The sequence below is a fragment of the Ferroplasma sp. genome, assembly GCF_037442045.1.
In the GTDB taxonomy this organism is placed as follows: Archaea; Thermoplasmatota; Thermoplasmata; order Thermoplasmatales; family Thermoplasmataceae; genus Ferroplasma.
In genome coordinates this window covers 1-16,129 of sequence record NZ_JBBIRC010000009.1, presented here as the reverse complement: position 1 = coordinate 16,129, position 16,129 = coordinate 1, and the positions used below count along the sequence as shown (strand labels likewise).

The window sequence follows — 16,129 nt, the reverse complement described above, 5'->3', positions numbered from 1 at the left end:
GTGATATAAAGGAATTCTTAATGCCAGATATCTGCTGTATTTTTTTGTTTATTTCATGGTATTTATTATTTATAGATAATTTTGAAATTATGTAAGCAAACAGGAATGGAAGCATTATAATAAGGAACTCGGCAATAGAGACCTGTTAAGGGTCTGAGACATAAATATGGAATATATAAATAAATATTAATTTTTCTATATCCAAAATAATAACCATTAATTTAAAGGGCATAAAAAATACATACATTACGGCGACTAGAAAATTTCTCAATTTTAACATGACCAATATAATTTAATTTCTATAGTAAAAAATGAGCATAATTGAGTTATTTCATTAACTATGAATTATCATAAACAATATTTAAAAATGCCACTTGTGATTTTCGAAATTATCTTTAGGCGCAGATTCCTTGTGTTCTCAGATTTTCGCCAGATTATTTTTTAAAACTCTCAATTATAATTTGTCGTCACTGGGTTCATTTTAATATTTATTATATTCCCAATTATCTAGAGTTATTTATCACCCAATTTTATATCCTGATTATGTTTATTTCACTTTTATTCTTAGTAAAAGTTTCTTTTACGGTTTATTCTCTTACTTAAACTCGATAGCAATTATTAAATTGCCTAAAATCTCGCCTATGTCATTATTTAATGCATTTTAATGGTTGAAATAATTTATTTTATGCATCACTCTAAAATTATACTTGCATGTTTAAGAAGTTAATTTAATTATAACTGTAATTTCTATCAGCTCGATCACTTCAAATTTATAAATTGATGTGCGTTTGAAAAATAATTTCTTATAATTTATTTTTTTAAGTTCTACTTTCAGTATTTTATTTTTATATCAAACCATACAATATTATTTTCTTTATATTTTTCAATTTAATTTTTCCAGTAAGATCTTCCTTTCCATTATACAAAATAATTCCTAAATTCGAGTTGTATTTTTCAATAAAATAATTGAGATTAGTTGTGTATTCTTCTTTCATTGTATCTGATGATTTAATTTCTATTGGTATTATTTTATTGTCCAAACATATTAATGCATCAACTTCTTTTGTTCTCTCTCTCCAGTATTTGCTGATCCCAAATTTATTTATGATCAGCGTTTCGTATATTTTTCCCTTATCAATATTATGAAATCTGGATAATGCCAGAGATATGTCATATGGATATATTTTTTTTAATTTTCTTGATTCAGACATCATGGAAGGCCTGTAATTCTTTATTATTTTTATTAATTTTGAAAATTCTAAAATGTAAATATGTTCTTCAAGATCTTTCTTGCTTTTTGACAGTTTCCTTGACAATGCATCGATATTCAATATCATGCCAGGCTCCGAATAGAATATATTTAATAGAGTATAAAGAAGATTTATATCAGGTTTATTAAATTCCTGTATTATATCAAGGCCAAATATTTTTGATATAACGGTTTGATTTATATATTCAATTATTTTTGATTCTTCATCTATATTAACAAGTTCTGGAAACGGTTTTTTGATATATGAATTGAAACAAATTAGAATCTCATTTTCATATAGTTTTATATTATCTATTGCTCTGTCATACTTTAACATATAATATTCATCTATTGATAATACAGGTATATCGTGCAAAAAATATCGTCCAGCAAGCTTTTCACTGGATGTTTTTTCTAATTGCAAAGAAGCAGAACCGGAAAGGATGAATTTTACATTTGGGAACGCGTCACAAATTAATTTTATTTGAGAACCCCAGTCTCTTAATAATTGTATTTCATCGAGAAAGACATAAATGATTTCAATTTTCCAGTTAATTCCTGTAATGCTCTGATAAGCGTTTAAGATATGGAGCAAAGTATCGTTATTATAATCAAAGGTGAAATATACTATATGGTATTTGTCAGTATTTTTCAATAGTTCATTTATTGCCTGATAAATTATTGTTGTTTTGCCTACTCTTCTGAGGCCGGTCAATACTATAATTTCTCTATAGTTGATAATATCCTGATAAATTTGTTTATAAATATTTCTTTTGTGGTTCTGTATTAATTCTTGGTTTACCTTGCTATTATACCACCAGTTATTCAATAATATCAACGTCTCTTCTGTTTCCATGTCAGTATTAATTAAAAACGAATATGTATAGTTTTCGTTTCAAATAAAAACGGATAATGCAAAAATAACAAATATTCTAGAGCATTCTAAAAGTAATTTGAATTGATTTCAAAAAATAACTTTTATTTAAACGGTACAAAATAATTTATTGTAACAATTGCTTTAAAGTAAAAATACTATTCCTTAAAAGTATTATTAATAAAATTAAATATTATTTTAGGGTTAATTTCTTATATTTATCAAGCTTTTCCATTATATTCCTTATAGCTGTGTCCAGTTGGTTATCCTCATTTTTTAAGAAATCCTGTGGCATATTTTCACAATATATATCTGGATCAACACCGTAATTTTCTATGCCGTATTTCACACCTTTGAACCATGTTGCAAATTGGGGCTGTGTTACAGTTGTATTATCAAGTAGTTTAATTTTGGGATTAATGCCAACGACGCCTCCCCATGTTCTTGTTCCTATCACATCACCAAGTTTGTATTCTTTAAATACAAAAGTTCCAATATCGCCATCAGATCCTGCATATTCATTTGTAATGGCAACCATTGGGCCATCAACTGAGTCCTGCGGATATGGTGTGATTATTCCTCTCCTTGGGACATCATAGCCTATTCTTTTTCTTGCAAGTTTTTCCATCAATAGCTGTGACACAAAGCCGCCTCCATTGAATCTAAGGTCTACAATAAGGCCATCCAGTTTGGATTCCCTTGAATATAGCCTGAAAAATTCATTGAATCCATTCATGCCCATATCTGGAATGTGTATGTATCCAATTTTATTATTTGTTTTATTATGCACATAATTTCTATTGAATTCTACCCATGATCTATATCTTAAAAACTTTTCATCGCTTAAAGTTTTAACAAAATAATTATTGATTTTATTATTTTTCTTAACTTCGAGTTTTACTATTTCATTTGCATGGTTTAATAAAGCCTTATCAATATTCATATTGCCATTTAGGCCAACATTATTTATTGATAATATAACATCGTTTTCTTGTATATCAGTAAATAATAATGGGGATTTCTCGTTTTCATTAGATTCGTCAGCGCCGTAAATTTTTGTTATTATATACTGGTTATTTTTATAAATATAATCAATACCAAGTTTTCCAGTGCTTTTTGCTTCTATTGGAGTTATATCGCCACCTATTTCATATGAATGAGATGTGGAGTATTCGCCCTGCATCTCTCTGATTAAATCAGAAAGTTCAAACCTTGAAGCTATTTTTGGCAACAATTTTTTATATTTTTCATATGGTTTTGTCCCCATTTCTTCTACCTTAGCTGCATTCCAGTAATTCTCCTGTATTAATTTAAAAACATCATAGATCATGTTAGAAAATTCATTTTCAGGATTTATAACAAGCTTTAATCTTTTTATGTCTATTTCGTCAGTGGTTTTATCATCCAGATTTTTCAATATAAAAGATTTTTCCCTTCTGAAAACCATATATTTGTTATTTGTTGATACTTTAAAATCTATGACATTGGTCTCATAGTCCTCTTCTTTTCTTTTCTCAAGGTCAAAGAATACCAATTTTCCGCTTCTTATTCCATTGCTAAAGAGGTAATATTTCATATTGCCTTCAACGTTAAAATAGAATAATAGCACACCATTCTTAACCGGGACAATTGACTCATAATTTCTTGCGTCAATAGGGAAAGAATTGCTCTTTGCTGGCAGGTTTTCCAAAGAATATTCATTCATGGGTTCTGAACTGATATCGGAAAACAATGGCTGTACTCCCATTTTTACAGGTATTGCGAACGGTTTTGTTATATTTTGGTAACCCAGGTCAAATACAAGCTCATCGACTACAGGATCAAAATACCTCTTGGAAAGGTAATAAATATAAGAATTATCAGGGCTGAATACTGGTGAAAAATCAACATAGCCGGGCGTACTCGCCTGGTGTTTTGTTTTGTCTCCTGCATCATAAATTTTGATTGAAGAACTGCCATTTGAACTCAAAAAATACTTTGTCTCTGGATATGAATAAGCAAGTAAAAAAGAATCGCTGGACCATGAAAAATCATTGATGTAATCTGATTCACTTTCATCTATTTTCTCAAGCTCAAAATTATCAAGTTTCAGCAAAAATAATTCAAACCTGTTATTGCCCAGTGCCAGCGTTTTATTATCTGGTGACAATTTCATTGATATTATAATGCCATTCTTAAAATTGAACGATTTCAACTTATTTCCTTTAAAATCAAATATTGCAATTTTGTTTTCTTCCTCATTGTATATGTAGGAAATTATGCAGTCTTTGCCAAATACAGACAAATAATTTTTTAAATCTTTTATATTATTAATATATCCATTTTTAATCCCTGTTTGAAATAACTGGCCTCTGGAAATAAGCATAAAATTTTTGCCATCATCTGCTATATTATATGATGTTACATAATCCTCTAAATTTTTTGTGGCATCGATTTTCTTTATTTCTGGAGTATTGATATTAATATCAATTTTATTTATTCCTGATTTGTCAAATATATAAAGATCACCAGCCATCTGGAATATTATATTTTTTCCATTGGCTCTTGCGTTTCTTACGTTATATTCCGAAAAATTAGTTTCTTTTTTAATTTTTGAACCGTCAAATTCACAGGAATAAATATTTGCAGTTCCTTCATGGTCCGATATAAAGTAGATCCTTTCCTCAATTATCATGGGCGAGTTTATGTTAGAATCAAGATCTACTGCTATTTTAAACTCATTATTTTTGCCAACAAGTATTTTTCCCCTTGTACCGCCCTTATATCTTTTCCAGTGCGGCATGTCTATTGTATTTCTGCCCAGTATTATATAATCCTCGTGATATATTATATTCATTGCCGGCCCATAATTTAATGGCACTAAATTTATACCTTGAAGTTCGTACAGCATTGGAGAGCTGAATGGATAATAGGCATCTATCGATATTACAGGTGTGTTCCCGTGAAAACCTGCTATAAATGTAAACATGCGCCGGCTGGTGCTTTTTCCATTTAAGTATGTGATTCTTTCTAAATTACCTGAATCAAGGATTATTCTATAGATATCTGCTGAATCTGCACCATTGCCTGACATTACTCTGAAATAAACAGATTTTGAATCGGGGCTTATAAATGGATTGGTTACAATTCCAATATTATATGTTAGTCTTGTAAGTTTTTTATCGTTTAAATTATATTTCCATAAATCATCATCATTGACAAAAACTATAAAATTGCTGCTTATATCTGGATACATTAAATATCGTTCCATGCTGACTTATTATTATCCTTTATTTAATTGTTATTCCTGCGCTCAAGCTACATTGAAACATAAGAGTATTATAATTATTCATAAATTCTGGATGCAATTATGTATTATAGAAATTTAAACTAATGGGTGATGATTCCAGCAATAGATCTGAATTCATTCAGTATATAACAGGCTTTAATGATAAGCTATTCTGATCTATGAGATGCCAGATAAAAGAAATGGCAGAGATGAATGCAGATTAGGAATAATTTCTCAGGAGTTTCAGATACAGAACCGCTATTGAATAAATTAACAGCATGGCCAGGAAAATAACAATATTTCATGAATAAAAATATTAATTTTTATAAATATGCGAATCTATAAAGGGCTGTTCCAGAATTTTATTTATTCCTATCCTTTCCTGTTCTGTTGTATCTCTTGACCTTAGAGTTACAGTATCATCTTCAAGCGTCTGATAATCTATAGTAATGCAAAATGGCGTTCCGATTTCATCGTGCCTTGCATATCTTTTACCGATAGTTCCAGCATCATCATATATTATATATTTATCCAGTTTTTTTAATTCATTATAAATATATTCTGCTTTTTCCTTAAGGTTCTCTTTTTTCATTAAAGGAAATACAGCAAAATGGTATGGTGCGATTTTGTATGGAATTTTAAGTACATTTTTATTATCCCTTTTTTCCATAGATTGTGCAAGAAGCGATAAAATAATTCTGTCTATGCCATATGATGGTTCTATTACATATGGAATGAATTCATGGTCTTCGGCTTTGACTTTCATTGGTTCACCGGAACTTGCCTGATGGTTTTTTAAATCAAAATCTGTCCTGTTGGCAATCCCAACTATTTCAAACCATTCATCATCTATAAGTGCTTCTGCATCCCAGGAGTCTGCAGCGTAATGCGCTCTCTCATCTGGATCGTGCTGCCTGAACCTTAGTAGTTCATTTTTTATTCCCATATTTTCTAATATTATCTGTGTTTTTAATACAAAATAAGCAAATGCCTGACTGCTTATAAGCCCCTTCTCAAATGCTTCCTTTACAGTAATGTAAAACTCACCACCTGTGTTTGGCTTAATTTTGATTTTTTTGTATTCATACAGTTCTTTAAATTTTAAATTTTCTGGATCAAAAAAGGCTTCTACTTCGCACTGGTTAAACTCTCTGAGGCGAATAAGGCTCTGCCGTGGTGATATCTCATTCCTGAATCCCTTTCCCTGCTGGGCAACTATCATAGGAAACTTCCCACGATTGTAATTATTCAAAAGTTTAAAATTTACAAATATTCCCTGTGCAGTTTCCGGCCTTAAATAATAATCTCCGGATACTTTAAACATTAAATTAAAATCGTAGACATTGTTTATTATATTTCCGCAGACAGGGCATTTTAATTTATTCTCAGAAACTATCCTTTTTGCATCCTCAAGATTTACAGGAATGTCTGAAATATGATTAAATGAGAGTACTGATTCAAGCTTGGATTTTGTTTTGCACTTTTCACATTCTGCAGCAATATCAGAAAACCTTGCAATATGCCCTGATGCTTTGAATACAGGTTCAGGAGTAACATTTGGTGTATCAAGGAAGATAGCATCATCGCATAAATATGACTCTTTCCATGTTCTAATGATGTTATCTTTTAATAGAACACCCAGCGGACCGTAATCGTAAAGGCCAGCAAAGCCACCATAAATAGAAAATGAAGGCCAGAAAAACCCCCTTCTTTTTGCCAGTTCAACTGTTTCGTCGTACATATTAATCATTAAAAATTTTCATTATCTCTATATCATAAAGCATGCCATAAATATCGCCGTGGCCTGTAAGCACAGGAAGCTGGTTGTAATTCTTCTCCGCCATGAAATTCACTGCATCTTCAAGGTCTGATTCAAGATAAATTACCTGAGGATGCCCAACTTCAAGTTTTTTGACGCTTATATCCGGGACTTTAATATTGGATTTTTCAATAAAGTATGTAAATACATTCTTTATTCCGTCCCATGACCACGGATCCTCATCATCGGCTATGCCTGATTGGGTGGATTCAATTGTCTGGTACATTCTAACTTTATCAAAAATATCCCTATCGGTTACAAGCCCTGTAAATTTCCCTGCCTTATTTATGACAGGAAAAGAATAAATCTGTGAAAGCTTCATCATTAAAAGCACAACAGAGAGCGGTGTTTCTTCCCAGCATGGCACCGAACTGTATTCCATTACATTTTTAACTTTTACCCTGCCATATTTTTCCTTTATCACATTTAAAAAGTTCTGAGGGGTAAGGATGCCTGTTATTTCATTATTATCATTAACAACTGCAATATGCCTTTTTTTCTGCGCATACAACTGTTTTGCTGCAACGTTTATGGAATCTGATTCATTAACAGTTGGAGCCTTTCGCATAACAAGCGCGGTTTGTGTTTCATCAGGATTATAAAATATATCCCTTCTTGTTATTATGCCCTGATATTTATTCTGGTTATCCTTTATTGGTACACCGGTAATGTTATTTTTTATCAATAATTTAATTATCTCAGAAATTGAACTGGGAACTGTATAGCAAAGTGGGTTCTTTGTCATTATATCCGCAACTTTATAATCCATGGAGGTAAATACATTTCTAATAAATAATTGTTTAGGTATATAGTGGAATTATTTTATTAATTATTTTTTAAAATAAACTTTTATGCCGTTTTTCCAGGCGAGTAATATTAAATATATTTATATTTCAATTTGCAATATTCTATTATGTTTTCAGTTACTTCTCAGGGATTTGTTACATTTTCTACCATAGTTATATTTCTATTGAGTGCAGGCCTTACTTTCTTTATTGTAAAGAAGTACATTGCCAAAAAGCAATTAAATCTTCTATTCTGGTCAGCAGGATTAATAGTATTTACAGTTGCAGTTTTTCTTGAAATATTGATGGCGGATAAAATATACTCCAGATTTTTAATAGACTTTTATCTATTCCTTGTTGCTGTACTTGTACAGTTTCTTGCACTTGGATCATTTGCTCTGTTTGGCAATAAAAAATTTCTGAATTATTACTATATCTATTCAACACTTGCAACAGTTTTTCTTGTCGTGACACTGATTGTTTCTCCTGTTGGAAATATAATAAATAGCCACATAGTATATGGGGTACTTCCCCTAAGTGTAACAATCTCATCATCTTTTGTAACATTTCCTGCTGCCACATTTATAATTTTAATTGCAGCAATAAGCTATAAGAAATTCCACAGCAACAAGCTTTTAAGCATAATTGCAGGAGTTATAATTGTGGCTATAGCCGGAACGCTTTATATTGCAGCTATACCTGTATTTCTTTATTATGCTGAATTTATTGGAATTCTATTATTATGGTTGGGCTTTATGTAACTATTTATTTTATGAAATTATAACCTTTTATGGATTATAAATTTGAAGGGGAAAACATAAAGAGGAAATTAATAGACCTTGGGCTTTATAGAAGGCTGGAAAATTATATGCCAGGACCGGAGAACGGGAAAATTTCTATAGCCTACAGTTATCCAATTAAGGCATTTGAAAAATTCCTGGGCTATTACGATAATTATTATAAAATAGCTTATAACCCTTCAATATCATTCAACACAGATTTTTCACTTGTATACAGTGCATGTAAATACATAGATGAACCTGGAATGGATTCAGTAATTCTTGATGGTGAACAGGCCAATAAATACAATGAAAGATATAAAAAACCACTTGAAATATTCAGAAAAAATACTGGTATTAAAGGAAGCTTTTTATTTTACATTAAGAGATATAGAAAATATAAGGAGGCAAAAGGATTGAGCGAATCATCCGCAGTTGCGTCTGCGGTTTCCAGGAGCATTGTAAAAAATGTTTTTGGAGATGCTGTTTCTCTGGATGACAGTTTTGTTTCGAGATATGCAAGGCTTGTTTCTGGATCAGGCACAAGGGCTGCAATAAATGGGCCATCCATATGGCTTTCGTTTCCAGGCATAATGGAGGAAGATTCCTTTGCAGTGAAAGTTCCTGCTCTTGCTAATAAAATAAAATATGCAATATTCCCAAAAAACATAGATTACCAGACATCTGATGCACATTCACAGGTTATAAAATCATTATTTTATTCTTCCTGGCTGGATGAGAAATACAAAAGAATAAATGAAATAATTGATTTAAATTTTGATATTAAAGAATTAATGAAAAGGGGAATGGAAGAAATGTTTGCTCTGAATTCTGTACTGATGTCCACTGGCAATGTTATACAAACTTCAGAAAGCATTGCATTATTGAAGAAATTTATTGCATTTTCAAAGAAGAATGAGGAAATATATATTACAGGCGATACTGGCCCATCATTAATGGTTATGTCCTTATCCCCATCATTAATTGATGAATTTCTGGATACTGTAGATGATGAAAGAATAATAGGGCATCATAACCCTGAAACACACAAAAATGTCAGGAATGAATTCTATAAAGATGCCATAGAATATTTTGACAACAAGTGATGTTTTATATGCTGTATTCTTTTTTATATGTTGCTTCCAGCTGAGATAAAAGAGCAATATTATTATTTTGTATGGCCTTGCTGAGTTTCAATATGTCTTTATTAATATTGTAATGGGTTGTTTCAGATGTGAGCTGTTTGTTGGCGATCCCTTTAAGTTTATAAAGGAGTTCCTCAGCATTATTCATTACTTCTGCCATTTTTTTTCTTTTTAGATCCTCATTGAAGTATCGTTTAACAGTTTCTTTAAGTTCTTTTACCTCATCGCTGCTGTGCTGCAGTGCATTTTCTATTTTGATCTCTTTCCTGGAACCTGTGGCGTTATCAATGGCTGAAACTTTGAGTATGCCATTTTTGTCAACACTATATGTTACATTTATGGATGCTTCTCCCCTGGGCGCCGGCTTTATTCCGGTAAGCCTAAAATTGCCCATCAATACATTGTCTGAACCCAGTGGCCGCTCTCCCTGCACAACTTTTACTTCTATTTCTTTCTGGTAATCCTTTATTGTAGTAAATGGCCTGGTCCTGGAGCATGGCACAGGTGTATTTGCCGGTATCATTGTAACAACTAAATCATTTAATATTACGCAGCCAAGTGATATTGGAACAATATCATTTATTTTAATCCTGGATTGGCCGTTTTCTCCAGTGATATGGCCTGCTGCAATGATTGATGCACCTGTTGCAACTGATGTTTCAGAATTTATATTTTTTACTGCAGACATTGCCATATATTTTTCTATTGCATTGAACAGGTATGGAATTTTTGTGGGGCCTCCTGTTATAATTAAAGTATCAAGCATAGTTTTTGTTATTCCCGACCTGTTTATTGCCATATCAATGCATTTAAAGATTTCATGGGTCATTCTTTCTACTATTTGAGTGAGCTGCTGTGAATCCATTGAAAATTTTACTTTGTTTTTTCCGAGAATAACAGATGCGGATTCATGCCTTGAAAGTTTAATTTTGATTTTTTCAGCAATAATTTTCAAATCCGGAGGATAACTTGTTATTCCAAGATTCCTTAGCCTGGATTTTAAAGCATCTTCTATCTCCATATCCATATTCAAACCGCCAAGGTTTGTATTTCCGTATGTAGACAGTACAGTAAAAGATTGATCCCTTGCATGGACAATGCTTACATCTGTTGTTCCTGAACCCATATCGAATACCATTATATTCCTTGCACTTCTGTTTTTCATGCTATTCCAGTATGATATTGCAACAGCTGTTGGCTCACTTATCATGTTTTTTACTTTTATTCCTGCTATTGATGCTGCTTCATATGTTGCATTCCTTTGATTCTGATTAAAATATGCAGGGACAGCTATAACTGCATCTTTAACCTTTGAATTCATGAATTCTTCTGCCCTATTTTTTACCAGTTTGAGCATTATGGCGCTTAACTCCACAGGCATGTGGAATTTTCCCCCGGTTTCATATAGGTAATCGGTTCCCATTTTAATTTTGAAATTTGATGCATTGCCATCAGGTTCCTTTTTTAGCATTTTTTCTGCCTCATTTCCAGTATATATTCTGTCAGACATATCAAATGTCACGGAACTTTTAACAAAAGTACTTGATTTATTATCAGAAAGTGGTATCATAACAGTACTGTATTTTAATTCCGAAAAGACTGTAACAGCCGCAGCAGTTTTGCCTGTACCAAGATCAATTCCCATGGAAAACATTTTAATGCACCGCCATTCAAATCATGAAAATGTATAATGAAATAAGTTATAAATATTATTGTATGATCTGATAGTATGACCTGATATGACAAAATTTAAATAGAAATAACGATTAAGTCTATGTGCATTAAAATGGCCTGGTATGAAGTTATAAATGGTTCATCAGATTCTGTGTATAATAAAAAGCTTTACAGTGTTATAGGATCTAAATTCGGGCTTTTTTACTTTAATAGCAAAAACAGGCTTCATGTATTTTTGAATACTGATACCAGATTTTCATTTATAAAGCAATCGCTCAAACTTGACCCTATTGATGCAATGCCAGAAATGAATCATTATTTTATTTCTGGAAACAGAAAAGATAAAGATTATTATGATACCGGTGTAGAATTCAGCAATATAAAAGATGTAATTGAAAAACTCGGTGAAGGGCAGGGAATAATGTTCTGGTTTATGTATTATAATAAAAAATCATTAAAAAATCCCTATGTTCTTCAGGAAGATAAGTACCTTGTTAAGATAATTTACATGCAAAGAAATGACAAATTTTTAAAACAGAAACCTGATCAGGACTTAAACAATACAATTCTTGGAATGATACAGGATTGCATTGGGACTGAGCTTAACTGGAAAGAAGTGAAGGGTACAAAATATCATCTTTATTCAGGAAATATTAAAAAACCGGTAATAACAAGAAAGAAAAAAATAGTTTATACATACAAGGCAAAAATAGAAAATTTTCTTGAACTTGATTACAGTACCAGGGAAGAACTTCCATCACCGGATTCATCCAATTCTAAATTTCTTGGTTTTAAAAGGGAACAATCAGATACAGCCATTGTGCTTGATCCTAAAACAGAAATTTTGCGCGGCATTACAGATGGAGAAAGAGCAACACTTATTGCAGGCCCTTCAGGGGATGGGAAAATAGGTCTTGCGGCTATGATTATTGAAAATGCGCAGAATTCTGGAAGAGAAATTGCAATATTAAACACTTCTAAATTTGATCCTTTCAGCAACATTATAAGCCGAAATGCAGGATTCAGCATAAAAAAATTCGATGTGAGCCCGGATTATTATAATATGAGAATTGTAAATAATGATGAGGATGCCACCAGACTGGCAGCAAAACTGTGGGCTGCTATTGTAACCGGCATTGAATCATTGCGCGATCCTCTGGTCGTGATTAATTCCATTAACGATCTGATCCCTGTATCAAATACAGGTTCCCCCTTATTTGAAAATCAGTTTTTGGGAAGTTTTTTTAAATCGTATGGTGCAGGAAGCAACGGCATGGGAATAGTCTTCTTAAAGGATGGTTCAGCTGAACCTGCAGGGCCATATGCAGATTATGTTATCAAAGCATCTGGTAACGATACAAAAGATTTTGATATTATAAAATCCTAATCATAGCCATGCACTTTTATAAACTTAATTCCAAGCTTTTCAGCCATTTTTCCATCAGCTTTTTCACTGTCACCAATAACAACCGAATTTTTTATGTCAATATTATATTTCTTTGCTGCTTCTTCGATCATTCCAGTTTCCGGTTTGCGGCATTTGCAGCCCTGATCAGGGAGATGGGGGCAGTAAAAGAAATCTTCTATTTTTATTCCATATTTCATTAACATTTTCGCCAGTTCTTGATTAAAGGATTGCATTTCCTCTACAGTGTAATAACCTCTTCCAATTCCTGACTGGTTCGTTAAAACAATAATTAAATAATTTTTATCATAGAAATCCTTCAATACAGGAATGATATCATCATAAATTTTAAGGTCTGATAATTTGTGCGTATAACCGGCATCATAGTTCAGTGTACCATCCCGATCCACAAATAGTGCTTTTCTTTTTTCGTGCATTTTAAAGATATTATAAATAAGATTTAAAAGTTTATTAAAGGTAAAATTATTGCTGTTCAGCACAGACAAATGATGTGCCTCCTGCAATATCTTTTAAAGTTCTGGGCTGGATATGTGTTTTAAATCCTGCATCCTGAAGCTTTTTTACTATTTCTTCCGAAGGCCCATCTATTAATATTTGAATTCTTTTAAAGATTTTAAAGCTTTCATTATCTTCGGAAAGTAGTTTATTTATAGAATTTTTTCCATTCAGTTTCAATACGCCGGAATCAATTTGATATTTTACTCCAAGTTCCTTTAATGACAAATCTTTGTTTCCTCCACAATAAGTTGCACTGGATACTATTATCCTCTTTTCAAGGTCATTTGCTTTAATATTTTTCAATAAAATGTCTAAATAATTTTCTTCAGGCACAGATATAACATTTTTAGCCTCGCTCAATGTAAAATAAATTGGAGAATCACCGACCTTACTTCCTATATCAAGCACAATTTCGTCTTCAACCTTTAAAAATGCATACTCATCGGCTCCAAATGTTCCGAGAAAATCATTCTCTTTATCCATATTGCACATAAATAGCTGTCCTGATTTATATTTAAAGTTCATGCATCCGGGAACTATTGAATTTTCAAAAGTGAAAAAATCAAGATTTCCGTTGCAAAGTTCATTTTCAGCACACAATGCGTATAAATATGTTTTTTGCCTGTTCCAGAATGAATCTTTTCCATTTTGTGCTTTAATTTTTATATGCTCCTTCTTTGTTGCAATATCCAGCAATACATGCCTGTAATTCTTGTATGCTTTTTTATACATACCAGACGATTTCGTCAGACTCATTATGGGTAATGGAACATCAATTTATAAATTTATATTTACGTTTGATGTAACAATTACATATTTTTAAAACTTAATTCTTTATATTGAAGATAATATCAAAAACCCACCTTTTTAAAATTTTTACATAACAGTGATTTTACATAAAGCATTGAAAACATTACATTTTGGATATATACTGTAAATATTAAAATATCAATTTTGAGGTTATTAGAAAATATCCTAATCTATTGCATAATCATAGTTTATTACCTTTACTATGGTTAGATATAGTATTTTGTGTAAATATAAATCCCTATTATTAACAAAATTATCAGCTATATAACGGGAGACAATACTTTGCTTGAGTATTGAAACAATAAAACATTGAATATAAAGTCATAAACTTATTGAATCCTGATGAGATAATAAGGAAAACTGTAGAGGAGAAAGTAAATGAATTATTGAAAATAAAAATAGATGCATACATATCCGGGAACACATGAATAAAGAATCGCCATTATAGAAGGAAATTAAAGTTAAAGCATGGAGAATTAAAGAGAATTAAATACCCATGTGCCAAGGGACAGGGAAAGAATAGGCCACGGTAAATTAATACAGAGCAATTCAATATCAATAATAATAGTATAAATTGATATGGTAAATATTTGTTACTCCTATTCCTATTCAGATATTGCTGTATTTTTAAATTGTATTTAAGAACTTACTGAACCCATTATTATTGTTTATCATTATTCCAGTTTCAAGCACATTCAACTCACTGTCTATATAATGCAGTAATCAAACTTTCTCTTAGCTATCTTTATTCCAATATATACCATATATTTCTCCAGACCAGTTCTTCTCTTCACAGCGCAATACAATTTTGCTTATTACCAGTGCAGTTAACACAATATACTTTATCAGCATATACAGCTCTAAACAGGATTAATTCATATTATAAAATGCGAATTAAACCACAAAATACCCATATTATCTAAAAACATTACCAGTTAATATTATTAATTGAGTTTCCAGTATTGGAAATGATTAATAATTGTTATATTTAATATATATGAAACATAAACGCCTCCAGTATAATAAACTATATTGAATTCTAAGTAACTATTGTAAGCACTGTTTGGAAGAAGAGTTACATTAATATAAATGGGTGTAGAATTGTTGATTGTGGCAACAGACCCATAATCGGTAATAGTATTATTTTTATATAAGAATTCCTTATATAAGTTATTATTTTTAAAGTTAATAAGAAAATAATATAGATTGCTAATATTTTTCGAAGATTGAAAAACAATTGATGCGTTAAATGGATATGTTTTATTAAGATCGATAAGTGCAAGAAATGTCACATATTTAACCGGTTTAAATATGTTATTTTGATATATTGCCCAGGTAAAAGAGTTGGTATTTATATTTGATGAGTCAAAATTAAGTGAAGTTCCATTTGTTTGATATACATAGAATTGTGGATATAGTGTATACTCTCCACAATATTTTGTCAATGCTTCATTCGTTTCTTTATGATCTATTGTGCCGTTAGTTGGGATAAAATTAATAGAATTTTCTCCACAAATAGTTGTGTTTGAAACATATAGTGTTGTTTCATGTTAACAAATTTATATATAATCGTATTTATAAATACGAGGATTAAAATGTAAATATAGACACTATAAATGCTTGAATATATCCCGGGTGCACTTGGTAATTTGAGTATAAAAGGCATGCTAATAAGTATCAATAATAGTATAATAATATAAATATAAAAATCTTTTTTGAATAGATATATCAATGATATCATTTCAATTGGGAATATTAAACCAAGGAAATATCCTAATGCCACATTTGTAGCGTTATTAAAC

Annotated in this window: 10 protein-coding genes; 3 read left to right on the top strand and 7 right to left on the bottom strand. The window is 31.2% G+C overall.

Annotation, left to right across the window (positions count from 1 at the left end; all coding sequences use genetic code 11):
- Positions 1–845: 845 nt before the first annotated feature.
- The 4 genes from WKI77_RS02235 to WKI77_RS02220 all read right to left on the bottom strand — a co-directional run bounded on the left by WKI77_RS02235 (position 846) and on the right by WKI77_RS02220 (position 7,979).
- Positions 846–2,105 (bottom strand): ATP-binding protein, encoded by a 1,260-nt coding sequence (locus WKI77_RS02235; protein ID WP_337860205.1) that lies wholly within the window; start codon positions 2,103–2,105, stop codon positions 846–848.
- A gap of 211 nt (positions 2,106–2,316) precedes the next feature.
- The gene (locus tag WKI77_RS02230) at positions 2,317–5,373 is read right to left on the bottom strand and encodes a S41 family peptidase (RefSeq protein WP_337860204.1); all 3,057 of its coding nucleotides are present in this window, start codon (positions 5,371–5,373) and stop codon (positions 2,317–2,319) included.
- Between the two features lie 334 nt (positions 5,374–5,707).
- A complete protein-coding gene (locus WKI77_RS02225; RefSeq protein ID WP_337860203.1) occupies positions 5,708–7,132 on the bottom strand; it encodes a glycine--tRNA ligase in 1,425 nt (474 codons plus the stop codon).
- Between the two features lies 1 nt (position 7,133).
- Entirely contained in the window at positions 7,134–7,979 is an 846-nt protein-coding gene (locus tag WKI77_RS02220) for a CBS domain-containing protein (RefSeq protein WP_337860202.1), read from the bottom strand.
- A 144-nt stretch (positions 7,980–8,123) separates the two neighbouring features.
- Here WKI77_RS02220 and WKI77_RS02215 point away from each other — a divergent pair, with 144 nt between their 5' ends.
- On the top strand, positions 8,124–8,756 hold the full coding sequence (locus tag WKI77_RS02215) for a hypothetical protein (RefSeq protein ID WP_337860201.1): 633 nt from the start codon (positions 8,124–8,126) through the stop codon (positions 8,754–8,756).
- Positions 8,757–8,785: 29 nt separating this feature from the next.
- Positions 8,786–9,880: a mevalonate pyrophosphate decarboxylase gene (locus tag WKI77_RS02210; RefSeq protein WP_337860200.1), complete on the top strand. Its 1,095-nt coding sequence runs from the start codon at positions 8,786–8,788 to the stop codon at positions 9,878–9,880.
- 4 nt (positions 9,881–9,884) lie between these two features.
- Here WKI77_RS02210 and WKI77_RS02205 read toward each other — a convergent pair whose 3' ends face one another.
- Positions 9,885–11,573: an Hsp70 family protein gene (locus WKI77_RS02205; protein ID WP_337860199.1), complete on the bottom strand. Its 1,689-nt coding sequence runs from the start codon at positions 11,571–11,573 to the stop codon at positions 9,885–9,887.
- A 132-nt stretch (positions 11,574–11,705) separates the two neighbouring features.
- On the opposite strand from WKI77_RS02205, the gene WKI77_RS02200 reads away from it, so the two are divergent.
- Positions 11,706–12,980 carry a hypothetical protein gene (locus WKI77_RS02200; protein ID WP_337860198.1) on the top strand — a complete coding sequence of 425 codons (1,275 nt, stop codon included), beginning with the start codon at positions 11,706–11,708 and terminating at the stop codon, positions 12,978–12,980.
- Here the strand turns inward: WKI77_RS02200 and WKI77_RS02195 are convergent.
- A complete protein-coding gene (locus tag WKI77_RS02195) occupies positions 12,977–13,435 on the bottom strand; it encodes an HAD family hydrolase (protein ID WP_337860197.1) in 459 nt (152 codons plus the stop codon). The genes WKI77_RS02200 and WKI77_RS02195 overlap by 4 nt on opposite strands.
- Positions 13,436–13,481: 46 nt before the next feature.
- Positions 13,482–14,273 (bottom strand): hypothetical protein, encoded by a 792-nt coding sequence (locus WKI77_RS02190; RefSeq protein WP_337860196.1) that lies wholly within the window; start codon positions 14,271–14,273, stop codon positions 13,482–13,484.
- Positions 14,274–16,129 lie beyond the last annotated feature (1,856 nt).